The organism is Micromonospora sp. NPDC005413, from assembly GCF_040606435.1.
In the GTDB taxonomy this organism is placed as follows: domain Bacteria; phylum Actinomycetota; class Actinomycetes; order Mycobacteriales; family Micromonosporaceae; genus Micromonospora.
Window position 1 is genome coordinate 44,598 of the sequence record NZ_JBEXEV010000004.1, and the last position, 20,885, is coordinate 65,482.

Here is a 20,885-nt window from a genome sequence, read left to right on the forward strand (position 1 = left end):
GCGAATACCCAAGTCAACAACCCACGCCACCCCACCGCACCCCACCCGCCCTCACCCGCCGTTAATCATAAAGTTATTGCCACGACACGCCGGACGGGCGCGCAATAACTTCATGATCAACCGGGAAGGGGGGTCCGGAGGGCCGGCGGGATCCGGGGGGTGGGGGGTCGTTAGGGGGTGGGCCAGGTTGGGGTGCGGCCGGTTTGGGAGAGGAGGTGGGCCAGATCGGGGGTCGGGGTGGTTGGGGTTGGGGTTGGGGTTGGGTCGGCGAAGATGCCCATCTTGCGGGCGTTGGGGCCCAGCTGCTCCACCAGCCCGTGCAGCTCGGCCACCGCCTCCGGGGCCGGCTGGTAGGGCTGGCCCGTGGCGACGGCGAGGTCCCAGCCGTGCACGGTCAGATCCAGCAGAGCCATGCCGCCAATGACGGTCTGCGGCATGCCCATGCCCCGGGACACCCCCTCCAGCGTGGACGGGTCCGACCAGGCGGCGACCAACCGGCCAGTTTCCGCCTCGAACCGGTCCCGCCAGCCGTCGTCCAGGTGGTCGGGCTTCTCGGCCCACTCCACCGGTCGCTTCACGGCCAGATCCCGGAAGTTGGCCACCACCTCGAAAAGGTGATTGAGCAGGTCACGGACCACATAGTCGTGGCAGGGCGTGGGCAGGTCGAGCTGGTCGTCGGCGATGCCACGCACCACATCGACGGTTCGCGGCGCGGCAGCCGCCAGCAGGTCGCTAGTCTGAGTGGTCATAGGGCCAGCGTATGAGGGTGGTCTTGAAAGAATGCGACAGCGTGGCGACAGCCGGGGAATTCTCGACCCCGGGCGCATGCTGCGCGAGGTCCGCTTCCGTCGGCACCTGCCGGTGGAGTCGCTACGCCCGTGGGTCGAGCACTACTGGTTGATCGACTGGGTGTTGAGCACACCGTTCGAGCAGCGGGTCGTGCCGCACCCGGCGGTGAACGTGGTGTTCCGGCGTGACGGCGACGGGCCCGAGTCCGGCGAGGTGGCCGGGGTGGGCCGCGATCTGTTCCGGATCACGCTGACCGGCACCGGCCGGGTGTGTGGGGTGCAGTTCCGCCCCGGTGGCTTCCACGCGTTCTGGCGGCAGCCGGTCACCGAGCTGACCGGGTGCCGGGTGCCGCTGCCCACCGGCCGGCTGACACTCCCCGACTCCCCGGTGTGCGCGGGCACCGACGACGAGCGCTGCCGCGCGTTGGACGCCCTGCTCACCGCCTGGCAACCGCAGCCGGACGCGATGGCCGACGAGGTCGCCCGGCTGGCCGAGGCGATCCGTACCGACCGGTCAGTGCTGCGCGTCGACGACTTCGCCGCGCGGCACGACCTTCCGGTCCGCCGGTTGCAACGGCTCTTCACGGAGTACGTGGGGGTCGGGCCGAAGTGGGTGATCCGCCGCTACCGGCTCCAGGAGGCCGTCGAACAGGCCGCCGGTGGCCCGCTGAACTGGGCGGATCTCGCCGCCGACCTTGGCTACAGCGATCAGGCCCACCTGGTTCGCGACTTCACCGCCGTCGCCGGGGTGTCACCAGCCGCGTACGCCCGCTCGGTGCACTGACGCCAGCCGGGCACTGCCGCCGACACCGGCTCAGCGGCGGCGCAGCACGACCACCGCGACGTCGTCCTGGATCTCCGGCGGAGCCAGCTCCACCAGCAGCCGGGCGCAGAACCGGTCCAGGTCGTCGTCGACCGCGACGGAGATCGCGGCGAGCGCCGCCAGCCCCTCGTCGATTGTGGCGTCCCGTCGCTCGATCAGCCCGTCGGTATAGAACACCAGCGTGGCCCCGGCCGGCAGCACGAACTCCAGGTCGGCCGGGCGAGGCGCCCGGACGCCGAGCAACGGCGCCGAGTGCTGCACGAATTCGACCTTGCCGTCCATGGTGAGCACCGGCGGAAGATGCCCCGCGCTGGCCAGCCGGACCCGCCCGGTCGACGGGTGCAGCAGCAGTACGCAGAGCGTGGCCAGCTCGTTGGGCAGCAGTGTCCGCATCAGCTCGTTGACCCGGTGCAGAATCTCGCCGGGCTGGTGGCCCTCGACCGCGTACGCCCGCACCGCGTGCCGCAGCTCGGCCATCACGGTCGCCGCGTGCAGCGAGTGGCCGGCCACATCGCCGATCGCCAGCAGCAGGTGCCCGTCGAGCATCACCAACTCGTAGAAGTCGCCGCCCACCTCGGTCTGCGCGCTGGCCGGCTCGTAGCGCACCGCGAGGTCCAGCCCAACCACGGTGGGCAGCCCACGCGGGAGCAGGCTGCGCTGAAGGGTGACCGCGATCCGGTGCTCCTCGTCGAACGAGCGCTGCCCCTCCACCGCCGCCGCCACCGCCTGGGCGAGCTGCACCAGCACCGGGGTCCGAGCGGTCTGGGTGACGGTCGGGACCACCACATACAGCGGAGCCCGGTCCTCCCGCAGCCGGGCGGCGGCAACCGTCACCGAGTCGCCTGCCGGCCAGTCGACCAGCGCCCAGTTCGCCGGGGTCTCCACCCGGACCGTGGCGCCGGTCGGCACTCCGGTGTCGTCGACGACCCACGGCACCACGGCGGCCTCCGCACCCGGACCGGCGCAGATCCCCGCGAGACAGTCACCGTCGAACGTCTCGGCGATCACTGCCGCCGGGCTCTTGAAGATCTGCGCGGCGCCCTCGGCGGCGGCTTCCAGCAGGCGTACGAAGGTCGGCGCGGCGTGCACCGCCACGGTCGTGTCGGCCAGCCCGAGCAGCCGCTCGGCGAGCAGTTCGGCGCGCTGCCGTGCCTGGTAGTAGCGCAACACCGCCCGCGTGGTGGCGATCAGCTCCTCTGGCTCGATCGGCTCGGTCAGGTACGCGTCCGCACCCCGGGTCAGCCCCTGAGCGCGGTCGGCCACGTCCACCGCGTGCGCCGACACGTGGATCACCGGCATCGCCGGATGCCGCGCCTTGATCTGTTCGCAGACCTCGTAGCCGCTGACGTCGGGCAGGCGGACGTCGAGCACCACCAGGTCGATCCGGTCCACCTCGACCCGGGCCATCGCCTCGGCGCCGTTCTCCGCCTCCAGCACGGTGAACCCGGCCCGGGTCAGCCAGCTGACCAGCAGGTAACGCTTGGTACGACTGTCATCGACCACCAGGACGGTCGCCGGCATGCCCTCCACGCCGTCACACCCGGTCTGTCGGTAGGGAGACTGTGAACGTGCTGCCCCGGCCCGGCTCGCTGGTCAACTCCAGCGTCCCGCCGAGCAGCGTCACCAACCGACGGGCGTACGGCAGGCCGAGGCCGGTGCCGCCGACCCGGGTCGCCCCCGGCACCTGATAGAACTCCTCGAAGATCCGCTCGCGCAGGTCGGCAGTGATGCCGGGCCCGGTGTCACTGACTTCGAAGTTCCACCGGTCGTCGTGCTGGCGGGCCCGCAGTCGCACCTCGCCGCGCTCGGTGAACTTCAACCCGTTGTGCAGCAGGTTGCGCAGCACCTGGCCGAGCAGCACCTCGTCGGTGCGCAGCACGGCCGGTGCGGTCGGCTCCTCGACCACCAGCTCCACCTCCGGGCGGGTGGCCAGCGCGCGCAACGTGCCGCGCAGTTGACCGAAGACCGGGCGCAGGTCGACGTCCGCCAGGTCCGGCTCGATCCGGCCGGACTCCGCCTTGGCCAGGTCCAACAGTTCGTTGACCAGCCCGAGCAGGTCCGCGGCGGAGGAGCGGATCAGACCGACCTGGCGGGCCTGCTCGGCGGTGAGCGGGTCGGAGGCGGAGTCGGAGAGCAACCGCGCCAACCCGATGATCGCGGTGACCGGGGCGCGCAGCTCGTGGCTCACGTTGGCCAGGAACCGGCTCTTCGACTCGCTCGCCGCGCGCAGCTGGGCCGACTTCCCGTCCAATTCGGCGTACAGGGCGACGACGCCCCGGTTGGTCTCCTCCAACTCCTCGGTGAGCTGGTTGTAGAGCGCCAGCACACCGCGGTTGGTCTCGGCCAGCTCGTCGTTCAGCACGGCCAGCTCGTCGCGCTGGCTGCGCACCTCGTCGAGTGCCGCGATGAGCTGCCCGTTCTGCGCGGTCAACTCGTCCAGCGCGCTGGCCGGCGCGGTACGGCCGAGTTCGACACGGAACTCGGCGAGCCGCTCCAGGGTCGGCATGGGCGCGTTGGCCGGGACTCGTCGGGACATCCTCACGACCGTAACCCCGTCGACGGTCGACACGCTCAACGTGTCGACCAGTCGGGACACCGCGCCGGACTGCGGCTGGTAGCGACCGTCCGGCAGCGGGGCCACCGGGGCCAGATCAGCGCGCAGGTGGAACCTGCCGTCGGCACCCGCGTCGACGTGGAGGGAAACGTCCGCGCCCCCGGCCGTCCGCAGCAGATCCCGGGCCACCTCGCTGAGCGCGGTGGCGATCCGAACCTGGTCCTGGTGTTCCAGGCCGACCACCGCGGCCACCTCGCGGCCCCGTTGGCGGATCACGAAGATGTCCTGTTCGACTCGCAGCGCCATCTGCAGCAGCGGCAGCGCGGCCGACTCCCCGGTCATGCCCAGGACCTCGCCACCAGTACGCACGCGTCGTCGCGTCGCACAGCGGCGTCGCGCAGGAGTGTCGCCGCCATCACCAGTGGGGATCGCTCCGCCAGGCCTGGGTAGTCGGTCAACCGCCAACGGTCGACCACCCCATCGCTGTGCATCACCAGCCGGGCACCCGGACCGAACGGGTAGTCGTACTCCCGGATTGTCGGCCGCTGGTGGCCGGCGATGCCGGGCAGCGACACCAGCCCTCGGCGCTGGCCGTCGCCCTCGACGACCACGCCGGAGATGTTGCCCAGGCCGGCGTAGTGCAGCACACCGGCCGCCGGCACCAGCTCGGCGACCGCGAGCGCGGAGCCACGGGTGTGCGACATGCTCCGGTGCAGGTGACCGACCACTGCCGCGGGTGGGCCGGCCGGAGCGTTGCGGAACGCGGCCAGCGCGGCCTCGGTGGCGGCGGCGGCCAGCGGGCCGTGCCCCAGCCCGTCGCTGACCAGCACCTGGTGCCGGCCCTCGGCGACCCGGACGGCGTAGCCGTCGCCGCTGACCGTTTCGCCGGTCAGCGGCCGGGAGAGCGCCTCGGCCCAGGACGGCCGCGCCGGCTCCGCCGGCCAGACCTGCACGGCGAGGACGGTGCCACGGTCGGGCAGCGAGTATCCGTCGAACCAGCTGGCCTGCCGCACGATGGCACCCAGGCCGATGCCGAGCGTGCCGGTGGTGGAGTGCCCGTCCTGGGACGACACGGTCAGGTCGGCCATGCCCGGCCCGGAGTCGATGGCCACCAACTCCACGCCGGCTTCCCCGGCGCGACGTACCGGCCGGAGCAGCAGGACGCCCTCGTCGGCGTGCTTGACCAGGTTGCTGGTCAGCTCGGCGGCGACGATGGCCAGGTCGGCGATGCGCGCCTCACCGATCGCCACCTGCGCACCGAGGCGTTCGGCGGCGCGCCGGACGGCGCTCGTCGCGCTGCCGGCCTCCACCCGAAACCAGATGCCACTGTCGGTGACCGGGTCGCCGATCATCGGGACCACTTGGTCACCGTGATGCGCGTGCCGGTCTCCGGAGACGTCTCGATCTCGAAATCGTCGACCAGTCGGCGGGACCCGCTGAGCCCGAGGCCGAGGCCGCCGCCGGTGGTGTAGCCGTCGGTCAAGGCCAGGTCGAGGTCGGCGATGCCCGGCCCGGAGTCGGCGAAGACGATCCGTACGCCCTTGCGTCGGCCGTTGTCCACGGTCGTCACCTCGACCGCGCCGCCACCGCCGTACACCAGGGTGTTGCGGGCCAACTCGCTCGCGGCGGTGACCACCTTGGTCTGGTCGACGAGTGACAGCTTGACGGCCACCGCCACGGCACGGACCAACTGCCGGACGCGCACCACGTCCTCGTCGCTCCGGATCGCCTGTGCCTGCGGGTGGCCCAGGTCGATGCCCGCGGTCACGGCGTGGCCGTCTCGACGTCCGGATCGTCGTCGAGCTGGTAGTCGAGCTCGTCGGCGCGGGCCGCCGCGATCAGCTCCATGCCGCGCTCGACGTTCAGCGCGGTACGGATGCCGTTCAGCGACAGCCCTAGTTCGACAAGGGTGATGGCGACGGCGGGGCGCATACCGACCACCACCGTCTCCGCGTCGAGCACCTTGGAGATCGACGCGATGGTGGAGAGCATCCGCCCGACGAAGGAGTCGACGATGTCCAGCGCGGTGATGTCGATGATGACGCCGTGGCAGCCGGTGTCCACGATCCGCTCGGCGAGGTCCTCCTGGAGCGCGACCGCGGTCTGGTCGGACATGTCGAGCTGGATGGAGACGAGCAGGATGTCACCGATCTTGAGGATCGGAACCCGTTCCATCAGGCATCCCGGCGTGGCTGTCGGCGGGCGTTCTCCACGCCGGCCGAGCGCAGCACGTGGCGCAGCGCGTCGGCGAGGGTCGCCTTGGTGGCGATGTCGCCGAATTCGATGCCGAGCGCGACGATGGTCTGCGCGATCTGCGGGCGGATGCCGGAGATGATGCAGTCGGCACCCATCAGCCGGGCGGCCACCACGGTCTTCAGGATGTGCTGGGCGACCTGGGTGTCCACCGCCGGGACGCCGGTGATGTCGATGATCGCGTACGGAGAGCCGGTGTCGACCAGGGTCTGCAGCAGCCGCTCCATCACCACCTGGGCCCGAGCCGAGTCCAGGGTGCCGACCAGCGGAACGGCGACCACGCCCTCCCAGAGCTTGACCACCGGCGTGGAGAGCTCGAGCAGCTGCTCGGCCTGATCGGCGATCAGGCTCTCCCGGGTGCGCACGAAGCTCTCGAAGGTGAACAGGCCCATCTCGTCGATCAGCTTGGAGAAGGCGACGTAGTCATGCAGCGCGTTGGCGCCGCCGGCCTCCTGCACCAGCTCGGCCAGCACGTCCTTCAGCGCGAAGACGCTGATCGTGGTCTCGGTGGCGGAGAAGCCCTGCCGGGCCCGACCACGGGACAACTCGGAGAGCGCGGCCCGCAACTCGGCCGCGTTGTCGGCGGTCAGGTCGATGTCGCCCTGCTCGCCGGTGACGACGATGGCGCCGTGCAGATCCTGGACCTGCCGGCGCAGCTCGGCCTGGCTCAGTCGGCCTCGCAACGAACTGGTGACGATCTCGGTCCACCGGGCCGTGACCCGGTCGGCCTTCCCGCCGAGCAGCGCGACGAGTCGACCACTTTCCTCGGTGCTCAACGCCATTTCGAACCCCCTTGACCTGGACCGGGCGGACTCTATCACCGGGGACTGACCGACTACTTGCCCCGTAGCAACGGAATGATGATGGCCACCGGATCACGTCTCCCGTTCTGCGTTCGACCCCGGTCGTGGGATACCGTTCCCCCGATAACAGGAGGTCTGGCGAATGTCCTTGACGGTGCACACGGAACAACGCGGCGACGTGGTCGTCGTGTCGGTCGGGGGCGAGCTCGACATGGCCACCGCGCCACAGCTGCAGGATCAGATCACCGACCTGCTCGACAAGGGCCGCAACCGGCTGGTGTTCGACCTGGCCGGTGTCTCGTTCTGCGACTCGACCGGCCTGTCGGTCTTCGTCCGCGCCAAGAACAGCTGCGACGAGGCCGACGGCGTCGTGCGGCTGGCCGCCCCGCAGCGGGGTGTGCTGCGCATCCTTGAGGTGAGCGGGCTGGTCGAGGTGCTGCACACCTACCCGACGGTGGATGAGGCAGTCGCCGGCGAACCGACTCCGGCCTCCTCCTGACCGCTGCCGTTCGTCACTCGTCCTCGACGTAGCGGGGACGAGCGATCGCCATGCCCGCCGTCGTCTGCACGGCGAGGGCGCCCAGCAGGAACCCGATCGGCGCGGTCCAGCCGCCGGTGGCCCCGTAGAGGATGCCGACCATCAGCGGGCCGAGGGCGGCGATCACGTACCCGGTGCTCTGCGCGAACGCGGAGAGCGCGACAGTCCCCTCGGCGGTGCGGGCGCGCAGACCGATGGCGGTCAGGATCAGCGGGAACGCGCCCTGACCGATCGCCAGCAGGGCGACCCAGAGCAGCGCGGCACCGTGTGGGGCGAGCGCCAACCCCAGGTAGGCCAGTGTCGACGCGGTGGTCAGCCCGAGCACCAGCGGGCGCAGGCTGCCCAGTCGGCCGGCCAGGGTGGGCATCACCAGCGCGATCGGCACACCGAGCGCGGTCACCCCGGCGAGCAGCAGCCCGGCCGACTCCGGCTGGTAGCCGGCGTCCCGGAACAGCTGGGCCAGCCAGCCCATGATCGCGTACCCGCTGAGCGACTGCGCCCCGAAGTAGACGGCCATCGCCCAGCCGAGCCGGGTCCGCGCCGGCCGGACCCGCGCCGGTGCGACCTCGACCGCCGTCGGGGTCGCTCGCCGCGCGGCGGCGCGAGCCCGCAGCGCCAGCGGCACCCATGGGAGTACGGCCACCGCGGCCATCGCGGCCCAGATGCCGAGCCCGGCCCGCCACGACCCGAAGGCGTGCGCGATCGGCACCGCGGAGGCGGCGGCCACCGTCGTGCCCACGGTCAACGCCATCGTGTACGCCCCGGTGACCAGGCCGGTGCGATGCGGGAAGTGCTGCTTGACCAGCATCGGCAGCAGGATGTTGGCGACCGCGATGCCGGACAGCGCCAACGCGCTGGTGAGCACGAAGATCAAGGTCGAGTCGGTGACGACCCGGAGCACCTGGCCGACGGCGAGGGCGAGCATGGCGACCACCAGCACCCGGGCCGGGGCCACCCGGCGGACCAGCCACGGGGTGAGCGCGCCGAGGCCGGCGAACGCGATGGTCGGCAGGGTGGTGACCAGACCTGCGGTGGCGCCGGAGAGGCCCAGCCCGTCGCGCACCTCGTCGAGCAGGGCGCCGAGGCTCGTCACCACGGCGCGCAGGTTGAGCGCGACCAGCAGCATCCCGACCAGCACGAGCGCACCGCCCGTCGCCGGGTGGGTGCGACGGCCCGTACCGGGGTCGCGCGTCGGGCGAGAGTCGACGGCGACGGGCGCGGGCGGCGCCGAGGCGGCCGTTGGTGGCGGGGTCATGACCTCTAACCTACAATCATGGGATGAATTTGGGACCGGTGATGTAACCAGTGCCACCGTCGGTTAATTTCCCCTCCGCGCCGCCGGTGCCGCCCCGCGGCCACCGGGTCCGGCAGACCACCGAGCAGCTCCGCGCCCGGATCCTCGGCGGCGAGTGGCCGGTCGGCGGGCGCATTCCCACCGAGCCGCAACTGGTCGCCGCGCTGGGCGTCGGGCGCAACACGGTCCGCGAGGCGGTCCGCGCCCTGGTGCACGCCGGGGTGCTGGAGTGCCGGCAGGGCTCCGGCACCTACGTGGTGTCCACCGACGAACTGGCGCCGGTGGTGGCCCGCCAGCTCGGCGACGACCGGATGACCGAGGTCATCGAGGTGCGCCGCGCCTTCGAGGTGGAGGCCGCCCGGCTCGCCGCGCTGCGGCGTACACCGGAGGACCTGGCGGCGCTCGACGACGCGCTCGCCGAACGCGAGGCCGCCTGGCACGGCGGTCGGATCGACGCGTTCGTCGAGGCGGACGCGGCACTGCACACGGCGGTGGTCGCCGCCGCGCACAACGCCATGCTCGGCGAGCTGTACGGCTCGGTCGGCGCCGCACTGCGCAGCACTGTCGCCCAGGCGATGGGGGACGCGCTCACCCCCGAGCGCTACGTCGACCACACCCGGCTGGTCGAGGCGATCCGGGCCGGCGATCCGGGTCAGGCGGCAATCGAAGCTGGCGCTTTTCTGGAGCCCGCCGGAGGGGCATAGGTTGTGCCGGACAGAAAACCGGACACCTCAGGAGTACGGATGCTCAAGGGCTTCAAAGACTTCATCATGCGCGGCAACGTCGTCGACCTGGCGGTCGGTGTCGTCATCGGCGCGGCGTTCACGGGAGTGGTCACCGCCTTCACCACGTCCTTTCTGAAGCCGGTAATCAAGCTGGTCGGTGGCGGGGAGGACCAGTTCGCCGGTCAGTGGAAGCTCAGCGAGGGCAACTTCGTGGACTGGGCGGGGTTCATCAACGCCGCCATCACCTTCCTGCTCACCGCGGCGGTGCTCTACTTCCTCGTGGTGTTCCCGATGAACAAGCTGGCCGAGCGCCGGCAGCGGGGCGAGGAGCCGCCGCCTGCGGCGCCGAGCGAGGAGGTCAAGCTGCTCACCGAGATCCGGGACGCGCTGGTCTCCGCCGGTCACACCACGCCGGGCCAGCAGCGCGGGGCGCTGGACGACGTACTGGGCCGCCGCACCGAGCCGCCGGCGCCGCGCTGACGCGAGCGGATGCACATCGGCCCCTGTGGGATTCCCGCAGGGGCCGCACTTTCTCGTACATGTGTTCGATAGAGTCCCGCCATGGAGCAGCGAAAGCACTGGTGGAACGGGAAGTGGGGGCGGCTGGCCCGGCGGGATGTCTTCCTGCGGGTGGACGCCGACCGGTGGCACGTCGAGCAGCGGGCCGGCGGCGCCGAGGGCATCTCCCGGTTCTACGAGTACGGCAGTGCGGACGAGGCCGAGGAGACGGTCCGGGCGCTGCTCGACGGCCCGGACACCTGGCGGGAGCTGTCCCCTCGCCCGCCGGGCGGCTGGACCCTCCCGAACAGCTGAACGAGCGGTCTGCGCGGGCCGCCGGGTGCGGTGTGCCGTGCGCCTCTGGCGACGCGGTCCGTCGCCCGCCACCGTCGCTCCGGGCCCTGGAGGCGGTATTGCTTTCGACGGTGATGACTCTGCGGCATAAATAGGCCGCAGAGTCATCACGCTCTCCACGCCTGTCGCCCCCGTAAGCCGCCGCCGCTGCTGCTGCCGCTGCCGCTGTCGGGCGGGCTGAGCGCCGGGTGGGTCGGCGACGGCGTTTAGCGGCGTACCGCCCCGGGAACCGCACTGGGATGGACCAGCAGGACAAGCAGCAGGCGACCATTTCGCGGATCACCACCGGGATGCCGGTGATCGACTCCGCCGGCACCGAGGTCGGGACCGTGGACCTCGTCCAGCGAGGCGACCCGAACGCGGTGACCGTCCAGACATCGACCGCCGACCCGGGCAGCAGCCTGGACGAGCTGATCGAGGCCACGGCGGTCGAGGAGCCGGACGTTCCGGCCGATCTGGCGGCGCGGCTGCTGCACAGCGGCTACCTGAAGGTCTCGACCGAGTTGACCCGCACCGGCGCGGTCTACGTACCGGCCGACCGGATCGGGTCGGTGGCCGACGGTCGGGTCCTCCTGGCCGTGGGCGTGGCCGACCTGCCGCCCGAGGAGTAGCCCTCCAGCCCTCGAAAACGACGCCACCCGCCGCGCGGGTCGGGCCGAGCCGGGTCGCGCCGAGCCGGATCGGGTCGGGTCGGGCCGAGCCGGGTCGGGTCGGATCGGGTCGGGCCGAGCCGGGTCGGATCGGGTCGGGTCGGGTCGGGTGATCGACTCCATATCGGCGACGTGGGGGTGTCCTGGAGCCCGGATACCGCCACGTCGGCGATCCGGAGTGGATCAGGGAGTGAGCCTGCTCGCCGACGGGCGCGTACCGTCCGCCGGATGTCACTGGCACCACCGGAACCGGAACTGACTGACGGCTGCGTCCGGCTCCGCCCGTGGACGATGGATGACCTCGACTGCGTCCGGCAGGCCGCGGCGGATCGGCGGATCACCGAGGCCACCACCGTCCCGGTCCGGTTCACCGAGGAAGCGGGCTCTGCCTTCGTACGCCGGCAATGGAGTCGGACCACCGACGGCGCCGGCCTCTCCCTCGCCGTCGCCCGCGCGGACACCGACGTCGCGGTCGGTTCGGTCACGTTGCTGCTGCGGCCTCAGCCGGGTGTGGCCGGCCTTGGCTACTGGCTGATCCCGGCCGGGCGCGGACAGGGACTCGCCAGCCGGGCGGCGCGGCTGCTCACGGAGTGGGCGCTGGAGACCGCCGGCCTGGCCCGGGTGGAGGCGTGGGTCGAGCCGGACAACCTGGCGTCCCGGCGGGTACTCGCGGCGGCCGGCTTCGTCGAGGAGGGTGTGTTGCGGAGCTTCCTCGCCTTCCCGGGTCGTCGGGCAGACGCCGTGGTCCTGGCCCGGACTGCGGGAAGTGCCTGACGGAGATCCACACCGGATCAGCGATGTTGCGGTGTCCGGTCGGCGGGGACAGCACCACTTCGCTGATCTGGTGTGGATCTCTCCGGCAAGGGCACGGCAGGCGCGGCGGGGGCGGCGGGGGCGGCGCTTGGGCTGCGGCGGAAGAGCAGCAGCATCAGGCAGCCCGCTACCAGTCCCCAGAACGCGCCGCCCACGCCGATCAGCGTCACCCCGGACGCGGTCACCACGAAGGTGACCACGGCGGCCTCCCGGGTCGCCGGGTCGGTCACCGCCGACGCGAGCGCGGTGGCGAGGGCACCGAGCAGGGCCAGCCCGGCGACCGCCTCGATGAGGATCGGCGGGGCGACCGCGACCAGCGCGGTGGCCACGCCGGCGCCCAACCCGAGCAGGGCCAGCCCTGCGCCGGCGGTGACCGAGGCGACCCACCGGCGCTCCGGATCCGGGTGCGCGTCGGGGCCGGCGGCCAGCGCGGCGGTGATCGCCGCGAGGTTCACCGCGTGCCCACCGGCCGGGGCGGCGAGCAGGCTGGCCAGGCCGGTGGCCCGCAGCGCGGCGCCGAACGGCGGGCGGTAGCCGTAGCCGACCAGCACCGCCATGCCGGGCACGTTCTGGGCGGCCATGGTGACCAGGAACAGCGGCAGGGCGAGGCCGATCAGCGCGGACGCGTTCCAGGCCGGCGCGGTCAGCGTGACCGACGGGGTCAGCGCGGCACCGGTCAGGCCGGCCGGCGGTGCGGTCAGCGCGATCGCCACCACCGCCACCACCAGCGCGCCGGGCACCGCCCAGCGGCGGGCGAACCGGTGCAGCAGCAGCCAGCCGACCACCACCGGGCCGGCCACCGTGGGCAGCTCGACCAGCGCGCGGACCGGGGCGGTGCAGAGCGGCAGCAGCACCCCGGCGAGCATCGCGCCGGCCACCGGCTTGGGGATGGCGGCCACCGCGCGGCCGAGTGGCGGGAACAATCCGGACGCCACGATCAGCACCCCGGAGACGAGGAAGGCGCCCACCGCGACCGGCCACCCGCCCGGCGGCGGCCCGGTCGCCACCAGCAGCGCCGCGCCCGGCGTGGACCAGGCCACGCTCATCGGTATCCGGTGCCGCCAGCCCAGCCAGGCGGCGGCGAGTCCGCTCGCCACGCAGAGGGCGAGCAGGCCCGACGCGGCCTGCGCGTCCGACGCGCCGGCCGCCCGGAGCCCGGCCAGCACGACGGTGAACGAGCTGGCGAAGCCGACCAGCGCGGTCACCACGCCCGCCAACAGCGGTTGTACGCGTCCGGCCATCCCACCCTCCCGACTGTTCCGTTTACGGAACGACAGCGTGTAGCACGATAGCGGGGTGCCGCACCCACCACCAGCCCGCCGTCCGGGCCTCGACGCGGATCCCGCCGTCGTCGGCCGCCGGGTCCGCGCCCTGCGCGAGGAGCGGGGGATCTCGCTGTCCACACTGGCCCGGCTAGCCGGTGTCGGAAAGGCCACCCTCTCCGGGCTGGAGCACGGCACCCGCAACCCGACCCTGGAGACGCTCTGGGCGGTCACCGCGCAGCTCGGCGTACCGCTGACCGCCGTGCTGGCCGAGCCGGACGCCGGGCCCACCGTGCACGGCACCGCGGTCAGCGCCACCCTGCTGGAGGTGTTCACCGACACCGACGCGACCTACGAGCTGTACCGGATGCGGGTCGCGCCCGGCCCGGGGCAGCTCTCCCCCGCCCACCAGCCAGGGGTCACCGAGCACGTCACCGTCTTCGCCGGGGTGCTGCGCGCCGGCCCGGCCGACGCGCCGCTGACCGCCCCGGCCGGCGGCCACCTCCGTTGGGTGTCGGACGTGCCACACAGTTACGCGACGGTGGGTGACGAGGAGGTCGCCGCCAGCCTGCTACTGCGCTATCCGCGTCGTTGAGCCCCGCCGATCGACCCCGATTCGCCCGACCGACGGCGGATTTCGCAATGATTTCTCGACCTACGCAGTAGGCGTAGAGACGAATGCGGGGTGTTCTTGGCAAGCTTGTCCCCATGACGCTGATCCTCCGCTCGGTCATCCTCAACGACATCGGTCTGGTCCGCACCAACAACGAGGACTCCGCCCTCGCCGGGGACCGCCTGATCGCCGTCGCCGACGGCATGGGCGGGCTGCCCGCGGGCGAGGTGGCGAGCGAGATCGTGATCCGGATCCTGGACGAGCTGGCTCCACCCACCGACCCTGACGCCGCAGCCGACGCCCTGCGTGCCGTGGTCAGCACCGCCAACCAACGCATCCACGCCGCCATCACCGTCGACCCGAGCCGCGACGGGATGGGCACCACTCTCACCGCGGCGCTGCTGGCCGGGGAGACACTGGTGCTGGCCCAGGTCGGTGACTCCCGCTGCTACCTGTTGCGCGACGGGGACCTGACCCAGCTCACCAGGGACGACACGTTCGTGCAGGCGCTGGTCGACCAGGGCACACTCTCCCCCGAACAGGCCCGCCACCACCCGCAGCGGTCCCTGGTGACCCGGGCCGTGCAGGGCGCCGACACCCCACCGGCGATCGGTGTGCTCACCGTGGTCCCCGGCGACCGGCTGCTGCTGTGCAGCGACGGGCTCTCCGACTACGTCGAGAACGAGCCCATCGCGGCGGCGCTGGGCATGTACGCCGACCGCCAGCAGTGTGGGGAGCAGTTGGTGAAGCTCGCCCACCACGCCGGCGCACCGGACAACGTGACAGTCGTGGTCTCCGACGTCGTCGCCCGCTGACCCGTGCGGCCCGCTCGGCGATCCGCGCGGATCGGGCCAATCCGGTTGCTCAGGTCATCAGGGCAGGTTGAGATGAGCGGATGACCATCCGCCGGGTGTCCGCCGACGACCGCCTCACCACCAGCTTCCCGTTGGCCGCGTACGCCTTCGAGTCGTCGCCGCTCGGTGCGGCGCGGGCCGAGCAGTTCCGCGACTACCTGCCCTATCACGAGGGCAACACGACGCTGGCCGTCGAGGAGGACGGCGTCACGCTGGCCGCCGTTACGGCCATCCCGATGCGGCAGAACCTGCGCGGGGTGGTGCTGCCGATGGCCGGCGTCGCCGGGGTGGCCACCCATCCGCTGGCCCGCCGGCAGGGGCACGTCCGGACGCTGCTGCACCAGCTCCTCGACGAGATGCGCGACGAGGGGCATGCGCTCAGCGCGCTCTACCCGTTCCGGCCCAGCTTCTACGCCCGGTTCGGCTACACCGGGCTGCCCAAGCCACGCATGGTCACCTTCACCCCGGCTGATCTGGGGTCGCTGGTCCGCGCCGAACTGCCCGGCGAGGTGGGGTGGGAGCGGATCGGCGCCGGCTACCCCGTGTGGCGTGCGTTCACCGAACGCTGCCTCCAGGCCCGGCACGGCTTCGCGACCTTCCCGGACTACCGGGCGGTCGGGTTGCGCGAGCGCGACGAACACTGGCTGCTCACCGCCCGGGTGGACGGCGAAACCACCGGCGCGGTCACGTACCGCATCGACGAGCACGGCGGCACGCTGCACGGCAACGAACTGCTGTTCACCGACCCCCTCGCCCGAGCGCTGTTGTTGCAGTTCTTCGCCCGGCACGTCGACCAGGTCGAACGGGTCACCGTGCAGGTTCCGCCGGACGAGTTGCCGGAGCTGTGGCTGACCGACCTGGACGTGCACGTCGAGGCACGGGTGGGCCGACCGGGCTCGTCGGCACCGATGGCCCGCCTGCTGTCACTGGACGCGCTGAGCGGCCTGCCCGCAGGGCCGGGCCGGGTCCGGATCGAGCTGACCGGGGACCGGTGGCTGGCCGGCAGCCACCTGCTCGACGGCACGACTGGTGCGCTGGAACTGGTCGCCGACAGCAGCGGTCGGGTGCCGACGGCAACCCTCACCGCCGCCGGGCTCTCCGCCATCGCGTACGGGGTGCTGGATCCCGCCGAGCTGCCGTTGCGAGGGCTGGGCGACGTGCCGGCGGATGCCGCCGCCGAGCTGCGCGGCATTTTCCCGCGCCGGGTGCCGTACCTCTTCGCCGATTTCTGAGCACGGTTTGCCGCACCGGGCCGTGCGGGTACGGTCCCCGGAATGCCGGAGTGGTTGCAGGCGGGCGGGTGGGGGTTGCTGGCCGGGTCGGCCCTGCTGATCGGGGCGGCGGTCGGCTGGTTCACGCGCGTGCCGCAACGGATCACCGCCTCCGTGATGGCGTTCGGCGCGGGCGTGCTGCTCTCCGCCGTCTCGTACGAGCTGATCGAGGTCGCGCACGAGCAGGGCGGGCTGCTGCCGACCGCGATCGGCGCGGCCAGTGGCGCGATCGTCTACACCCTGGCCAACGTGGGCCTCGCCAGGCACGGCGCGCGACACCGGAAGCGCTCAGGTGCCCAGCCCTCCGAGAGTGAGAAACCCGGCTCGGGGTCGGCCATCGCCGTGGGCGCGCTGCTGGACGGCGTACCGGAATCGGTGGTGATCGGCGCCAGCCTGCTCAGCGGCGGCGCGGTCAGCCTGGTCACGGTGGCGGCGGTGTTCCTCAGCAACGTCCCGGAGGGCTTGTCCAGCGCGGCCGGCATGCGCCAGGCCGGCCGCTCCCGACGGTACGTCTTCCTGCTCTGGACCGGGATCGCACTGGTCAGCGGGGTGGCGGCGCTGCTCGGCAACACCCTGCTGGGTGGCGCACCGCCGGAGGTGCTGGCGACGATCACCGCCCTGGCCGCCGGTGCGATCCTCGCCATGATCACGGACACGATGGTCCCGGAGGCGTTCGAGGACGCCCATCTGCTGGTCGGCCTCATCACGGTCGCCGGCTTCCTGACCGCCTTCGCCCTCTCCCACGTCTGACTGCCCACCCTTCCTTAGCCAGGGGTTAAACCGGCACGGCGGATTCGTCGCGACGCCGTCGCGGCTCCTAGCATCACGGGGTGCGCCTGACGTCGCTTGCCGCTCTGCTCGTCCTCGGTGTCGCCACCGCGACCCTGCCCGCCTGCGCGCCCAACGATCCGGCTCCCACCTTCCAGCCCGGCTCGTCCGCCGAGCCGCAGCCGCTGTCGACCGGCGACCAGGGCGTCGCGCCGGCGACCCCGGCCAGCGCGAGCCCGGGGGTCAGCGCGAGCCCGAAGCCCGCCGACAAGGTGCTCGCGGCCGGCAACCCGAACGGCAAGGCCACCGTGCCGGCCGAGGCGCGCGCGGTGAGCACCTCGAAGCCGACCCGGACCATCGGCACCGGCACCCCGGCGAGCTGCACCTCCGCAGCCGTGGTGAAGGCCGTCGCGGCCGGCGGTGTCATCACGTTCAACTGTGGACCGGCCCCGGTGACGATCAAGATGACCGCCACCGCGAAGGTCCGCAACGCCAACGGGCCGAAGGTGGTGCTGGACGGCGGCGGCAAGGTGACGCTGAGCGGTCAGGGGAAGCGCCGCATCCTCTACATGAACACCTGCGACGAGGCCCAGGGCTGGACCACCTCGCACTGCCAGAACCAGGATCACCCGCAGCTCACCGTGCAGAACCTGACCTTCGCCGACGGCAGCTCCACCGGCGACAAGGCCGAGGGCGGCGGTGGTGGCGCGATCTTCGTACGCGGCGGGCGGTTCAAGGTCGTCAACTCGCGCTTCGTCCGCAACCGCTGCGACCGCACCGGCCCCGACCTGGGCGGCGCGGCCATCCGGGTGCTGAGCCAGTACGACAACAAGCCGGTGTACGTGGTCGGCAGCACCTTCGGTGGCGCCGCCGGTCAGGGCGGCTCCTGCTCCAACGGGGGCGCGCTGAGCAGCATCGGCGTCTCCTGGGTGGTGCTGAACAGCGTGCTCAGCCACAACGAGGCAATCGGCAGTGGCGCCAACCCGGCCAAGTCCGGCACGCCGGGCGGCGGCAGCGGCGGCGCGATCTACTGCGACGGCAACGAGTTCACCGTACGGATCGCCGGCACCATCATCGAGAACAACAAGGCCAACGAGGGTGGCGGCGCGGTCTTCTTCGTGAGCAACAACCGCACCGGCACGATGAAGATCGAAAACTCGACCCTGCGCCGCAACCCGAGCGGCAAGTTCGAGACCCGCGGCTTCCCCGGCATCTTCTTCCTGGGCGCCCGCAACCCCACAGTCACCAATTCCAAGCTCAGCTGACCCGGTCCCCCCACCGCCCGCGCCGGCCGCCCCGCCGGCCGCGCCGCCCCGCCGCCCGCCCCGCGCCGCCCGCGTTGGTGATCAAGAGGTTTCGGTCACCGGGGCTGCGTTTCCTGACCGAAAGCTCTTGATCACCAGGACCGGGTGGGGGTCAGTAGGGGTTTCCTTGGCCTGGGGGGCGGGCTTGGAGGAGGGCTGCGGGGCGGCCCGGTAGATCGCGTGCGCCGGAGAGGGGTGGGCTTCCCGTGTGGTCGCCGTCGGCCATTCCGACGAAGAGTTCCTTGAGCGCGGTGAGTGCGCTGATCTTGGGCTGCCAGCCCAGCTCGGTCTCCGCGCGCTCGCTGGACATCAGCGGGGCGTTCAGACCCAGCTCCACCCAGCCAGCGTCGACCGGCTGCAGCCGTGCCCGCCAGCTCAGGGCCGCCGCCGCCCGCAGCACCGGCGCGGCCACCGGCACCGTCCAACCGTGGAAGTGCCGGGCCACCAGCTCCGGCGTGAGCACCGGGTCCGCGGCGACATTGAAAGCGCCGCGCGCATCACCCAACACCGCCCTGGCGTACGCATCAGCCACGTCGTCGGCATGCACCGCCTGCATCCGCAGCCGGCGGTTCGTCGGCACCAGCGGGATCCGGCCGAAGCGCAGCAGCCGCACCGGCGCCAGCGGGCCGAGGAAGTAGCGGGTGATCTCCACACCGGCGGCCCGCTGGAAGATCAACCCGGGCCGCATCCGCACCACCCGCAGCGTCGGGTGATCCCGCTCGACCTTGTCCAGCAGCGCCTCGACCTCCGCCTTGTGCTCGCTGTACGACGAGCCGGGCACACCGGTCGCCGGCCACCGCTCGCTGATCGGGTGGTCCTTCGGGCCGGGCGCGTAGGCACCGACCGAGGATGCGTACACCAACGCTGGCGCACCCGCCCGGATCACCGCGTCGAACACCGCCCGACTGCCCTCGACGTTGGTCCGGCGTAGCACCCGCTGGTCGTGGCTGGGCTGGATCTGCCAGGCCAGGTGCACCACCGCGTCCGCGCCCGCGAACACCTCGGTGAGCTGCCCCACCGCACCCGGTGCGCCAAAGTCGCACGAGTGCCACTCCACCTGGTCGTACGGCTCGCCGGCATCCGGGCCGGGCAACCGCCGGACGACCCCGGCCAGATCCACGCCCCGCTCCCGGCGCAACCGCCGCAGCACCGCCGTACCGACGTTGCCGCTCGCCCCCACCACCACGATCCGCATGCCCGACCCCGTACCCGCCCAGCCGCAGCTCAATCGCCCACCCGCGCTCGCCCTGGCACCACGCACAGCCGGCTCGGCCTGCGGCTTGACCCCCTCGACTTCTGGCTTCCCGGGTTCACGAGTCGATCAAGGGCGAGGGGAGTCCCGGACCCAGCCGTGCTTCTCCTTCCCCCGCCGTCCAGTCGTGGCGGCCAGGCAACGCGGGCAGATCCAGCCGACCGCGTCCGCCTCGGTGAGCACGTCGGTGCCCGAGTAGTCGAAGCTCACGTGCGGAAAGCGGCGCAACCGGGTCCGACTCAGGGCCAGGCCGCAGACGGTCTGGTTCTGACCGGGCAGCCAGGCATGCACCTCACCACCCGGCTGGCGTACGCCATCCGACCCGACCTCCTCCCCGGACGCCGCCACGGCCGGGGTGCTGCTCGCTCTCATACCCGTCCCGGTTCCCCACCCGCCCGAACCCATGCACCGCCGCCCTCCGCGCGCTTAATCCACTCCACATCCCCGACATGGCGGTATCCAGCGCGCCGGACACCGCCAGCGCGCCGATCTGGTGATGATCAGGCGCGGCGAGCGCCGCTCAGCAGCAGGCATCGACGGCCGGCCGGAAGCCGAGAGTCGTCGGCGCTGACCGTCGGGTAACCTGAGCGCGCGGGCCGCTAGCTCAATGGCAGAGCTGTGGACTTTTAATCCATAGGTTCAGGGTTCGAGTCCCTGGCGGCCCACTTTTATGCAGGACAGCAGCCCTATGACTACTCGTCGTCCGGATCAGAGCGGTTCCCGATTGGCAGGCGGTTGCTCCTGCACCGTTGTTCCAGCGGCCGGCGGCAGCAACCGCCCAACGGCAGCTCGCAACGCAGCCCCCTCCGCGCAAAGCGCGGCCAACTCCGCTGCACAGCCGCAGGTGCAATCAGCATTCGGACTGGTCGATGTCGCCGCCGCCACCCCATTCAACAAGTCGCCGACGCACCATCCCGGGTACGACGCGTGCTCACTTGCAGGCCCCCACGATGCATCGACCAAACGATAGGCTCTCGCGTCGGAGCGTACCGAGGTGGTGACGACCAGGAGTGGCGGAGGATTATGTCGTTCGCGCTCACGCCGCTGAAGAGCCGGCACTGGACCTTCACCGCTGTCGCCGCCGCGCTCGCGACACCGGCGCTCTGGTGGGGCGTCGACCGGTCATACCGGTCCACGGAAAAGTGCCTCCGGGCCCACGGATCATCGATCAATGATTCAGAGACAGACATACCCGACGCATGCTCTGAGGTCAGCGCCCTTCTGGCCCTGCTGGTACTGATCGCCACCGCCTACGTTGCCGCGACCGCGATCACCGGCCTAGGCGTGGGAGCGGCGGAGGGGCGGCACCGGCGCGGCTTCGGCCACCGACGCTGGTTCACCGTGACCGTCGTCGGAGTCGCCGCCACATGGGCGTTGGCCACCTACGCCGCCGGCTAGGGCGTGGGCAGGCTTGTGCCGCCTCCCGCCGTCGACACAGCGTGGGCAGAAGGTCGGGACGCCGCGCGTC

General features: G+C 72.0%; 24 protein-coding genes and 1 tRNA gene. 14 read left to right on the forward strand and 11 right to left on the reverse strand.

Going from position 1 to position 20,885, the window contains the following annotated elements:
* Positions 1-170 precede the first annotated feature (170 nt).
* Positions 171-749, reverse strand: a complete 579-nt coding sequence (locus ABZS37_RS07660) for a TIGR03086 family metal-binding protein (protein WP_355166612.1) — start codon at positions 747-749, stop codon at positions 171-173.
* Positions 750-780: 31 nt separating this feature from the next.
* On the opposite strand from ABZS37_RS07660, the gene ABZS37_RS07665 reads away from it, so the two are divergent.
* Entirely contained in the window at positions 781-1,572 is a 792-nt protein-coding gene (locus tag ABZS37_RS07665) for an AraC family transcriptional regulator (protein ID WP_355166614.1), read from the forward strand.
* A gap of 30 nt (positions 1,573-1,602) precedes the next feature.
* Here the strand turns inward: ABZS37_RS07665 and ABZS37_RS07670 are convergent, their stop codons facing one another.
* The 6 genes from ABZS37_RS07670 to ABZS37_RS07695 are packed head-to-tail and all read right to left on the reverse strand — an operon-like array spanning position 1,603 to position 7,200.
* Positions 1,603-3,132 (reverse strand): SpoIIE family protein phosphatase, encoded by a 1,530-nt coding sequence (locus tag ABZS37_RS07670; RefSeq protein ID WP_355167066.1) that lies wholly within the window; start codon positions 3,130-3,132, stop codon positions 1,603-1,605.
* A 13-nt stretch (positions 3,133-3,145) separates the two neighbouring features.
* Complete coding sequence (locus ABZS37_RS07675; protein WP_355166616.1) at positions 3,146-4,507, reverse strand: sensor histidine kinase; 1,362 nt, start codon at positions 4,505-4,507, stop codon at positions 3,146-3,148.
* Positions 4,504-5,517, reverse strand: coding sequence for a SpoIIE family protein phosphatase (locus ABZS37_RS07680; protein WP_355167068.1), 1,014 nt, complete (start codon positions 5,515-5,517; stop codon positions 4,504-4,506). The genes ABZS37_RS07675 and ABZS37_RS07680 overlap by 4 nt, the downstream gene beginning before the upstream one ends.
* Positions 5,514-5,933 (reverse strand): anti-sigma regulatory factor, encoded by a 420-nt coding sequence (locus ABZS37_RS07685; RefSeq protein ID WP_355166618.1) that lies wholly within the window; start codon positions 5,931-5,933, stop codon positions 5,514-5,516. The genes ABZS37_RS07680 and ABZS37_RS07685 overlap by 4 nt, the downstream gene beginning before the upstream one ends.
* Entirely contained in the window at positions 5,930-6,340 is a 411-nt protein-coding gene (locus ABZS37_RS07690; RefSeq protein WP_355166620.1) for an STAS domain-containing protein, read from the reverse strand. Before ABZS37_RS07690 ends, ABZS37_RS07685 begins: the two co-directional genes overlap by 4 nt.
* Positions 6,340-7,200, reverse strand: a complete 861-nt coding sequence (locus tag ABZS37_RS07695) for an STAS domain-containing protein (protein WP_355166622.1) — start codon at positions 7,198-7,200, stop codon at positions 6,340-6,342. The genes ABZS37_RS07690 and ABZS37_RS07695 overlap by 1 nt, the downstream gene beginning before the upstream one ends.
* A 163-nt stretch (positions 7,201-7,363) precedes the next feature.
* Between ABZS37_RS07695 and ABZS37_RS07700 the strand changes: the two genes are divergently transcribed.
* Entirely contained in the window at positions 7,364-7,720 is a 357-nt protein-coding gene (locus ABZS37_RS07700; protein WP_355166624.1) for an STAS domain-containing protein, read from the forward strand.
* Positions 7,721-7,733: 13 nt separating this feature from the next.
* On the opposite strand, the gene ABZS37_RS07705 is transcribed toward ABZS37_RS07700, so the two are convergent.
* A complete protein-coding gene (locus ABZS37_RS07705) occupies positions 7,734-8,885 on the reverse strand; it encodes an MFS transporter (RefSeq protein ID WP_355167070.1) in 1,152 nt (383 codons plus the stop codon).
* Positions 8,886-9,064: 179 nt separating this feature from the next.
* Here ABZS37_RS07705 and ABZS37_RS07710 point away from each other — a divergent pair, with 179 nt between their 5' ends.
* From ABZS37_RS07710 to ABZS37_RS07730, 5 genes are all read left to right on the forward strand, one after another.
* Entirely contained in the window at positions 9,065-9,757 is a 693-nt protein-coding gene (locus tag ABZS37_RS07710) for an FCD domain-containing protein (protein WP_355166626.1), read from the forward strand.
* Between the two features lie 39 nt (positions 9,758-9,796).
* Positions 9,797-10,258: a large conductance mechanosensitive channel protein MscL gene (mscL, locus tag ABZS37_RS07715; RefSeq protein WP_355166628.1), complete on the forward strand. Its 462-nt coding sequence runs from the start codon at positions 9,797-9,799 to the stop codon at positions 10,256-10,258.
* An 81-nt stretch (positions 10,259-10,339) separates the two neighbouring features.
* On the forward strand, positions 10,340-10,591 hold the full coding sequence (locus ABZS37_RS07720) for a hypothetical protein (RefSeq protein ID WP_089018164.1): 252 nt from the start codon (positions 10,340-10,342) through the stop codon (positions 10,589-10,591).
* A gap of 278 nt (positions 10,592-10,869) precedes the next feature.
* A complete protein-coding gene (locus ABZS37_RS07725) occupies positions 10,870-11,241 on the forward strand; it encodes a hypothetical protein (protein ID WP_355166630.1) in 372 nt (123 codons plus the stop codon).
* Positions 11,242-11,508: 267 nt separating this feature from the next.
* Positions 11,509-12,054, forward strand: a complete 546-nt coding sequence (locus tag ABZS37_RS07730) for a GNAT family protein (protein WP_355166632.1) — start codon at positions 11,509-11,511, stop codon at positions 12,052-12,054.
* Between the two features lie 17 nt (positions 12,055-12,071).
* On the opposite strand, the gene ABZS37_RS07735 is transcribed toward ABZS37_RS07730, so the two are convergent.
* Positions 12,072-13,334, reverse strand: coding sequence for a benzoate/H(+) symporter BenE family transporter (locus tag ABZS37_RS07735; protein ID WP_355166634.1), 1,263 nt, complete (start codon positions 13,332-13,334; stop codon positions 12,072-12,074).
* A gap of 55 nt (positions 13,335-13,389) precedes the next feature.
* Here ABZS37_RS07735 and ABZS37_RS07740 point away from each other — a divergent pair, with 55 nt between their 5' ends.
* From ABZS37_RS07740 to ABZS37_RS07760, 5 genes are all read left to right on the forward strand, one after another.
* Positions 13,390-13,950 carry an XRE family transcriptional regulator gene (locus ABZS37_RS07740; RefSeq protein WP_355166636.1) on the forward strand — a complete coding sequence of 187 codons (561 nt, stop codon included), beginning with the start codon at positions 13,390-13,392 and terminating at the stop codon, positions 13,948-13,950.
* 113 nt (positions 13,951-14,063) lie between these two features.
* Positions 14,064-14,783: a protein phosphatase 2C domain-containing protein gene (locus tag ABZS37_RS07745; RefSeq protein ID WP_355166638.1), complete on the forward strand. Its 720-nt coding sequence runs from the start codon at positions 14,064-14,066 to the stop codon at positions 14,781-14,783.
* Positions 14,784-14,863: 80 nt separating this feature from the next.
* The gene (locus ABZS37_RS07750) at positions 14,864-16,054 is read left to right on the forward strand and encodes a GNAT family N-acetyltransferase (RefSeq protein ID WP_355166640.1); all 1,191 of its coding nucleotides are present in this window, start codon (positions 14,864-14,866) and stop codon (positions 16,052-16,054) included.
* 42 nt (positions 16,055-16,096) lie between these two features.
* Positions 16,097-16,843 (forward strand): ZIP family zinc transporter, encoded by a 747-nt coding sequence (locus ABZS37_RS07755; RefSeq protein ID WP_355166642.1) that lies wholly within the window; start codon positions 16,097-16,099, stop codon positions 16,841-16,843.
* 80 nt (positions 16,844-16,923) lie between these two features.
* Positions 16,924-18,126 (forward strand): hypothetical protein, encoded by a 1,203-nt coding sequence (locus ABZS37_RS07760; RefSeq protein ID WP_355166644.1) that lies wholly within the window; start codon positions 16,924-16,926, stop codon positions 18,124-18,126.
* Positions 18,127-18,277: 151 nt separating this feature from the next.
* Here the strand turns inward: ABZS37_RS07760 and ABZS37_RS07765 are convergent, their stop codons facing one another.
* Positions 18,278-19,360, reverse strand: coding sequence for an NAD-dependent epimerase/dehydratase family protein (locus ABZS37_RS07765; protein ID WP_355166646.1), 1,083 nt, complete (start codon positions 19,358-19,360; stop codon positions 18,278-18,280).
* Between the two features lie 126 nt (positions 19,361-19,486).
* Positions 19,487-19,789, reverse strand: coding sequence for a hypothetical protein (locus tag ABZS37_RS07770; protein ID WP_355166648.1), 303 nt, complete (start codon positions 19,787-19,789; stop codon positions 19,487-19,489).
* Between the two features lie 221 nt (positions 19,790-20,010).
* On the opposite strand from ABZS37_RS07770, the gene ABZS37_RS07775 reads away from it, so the two are divergent.
* Positions 20,011-20,082 (forward strand) — tRNA-Lys (locus ABZS37_RS07775).
* A gap of 358 nt (positions 20,083-20,440) precedes the next feature.
* Complete coding sequence (locus ABZS37_RS07780; protein ID WP_355166652.1) at positions 20,441-20,815, forward strand: hypothetical protein; 375 nt, start codon at positions 20,441-20,443, stop codon at positions 20,813-20,815.
* Positions 20,816-20,885 lie beyond the last annotated feature (70 nt).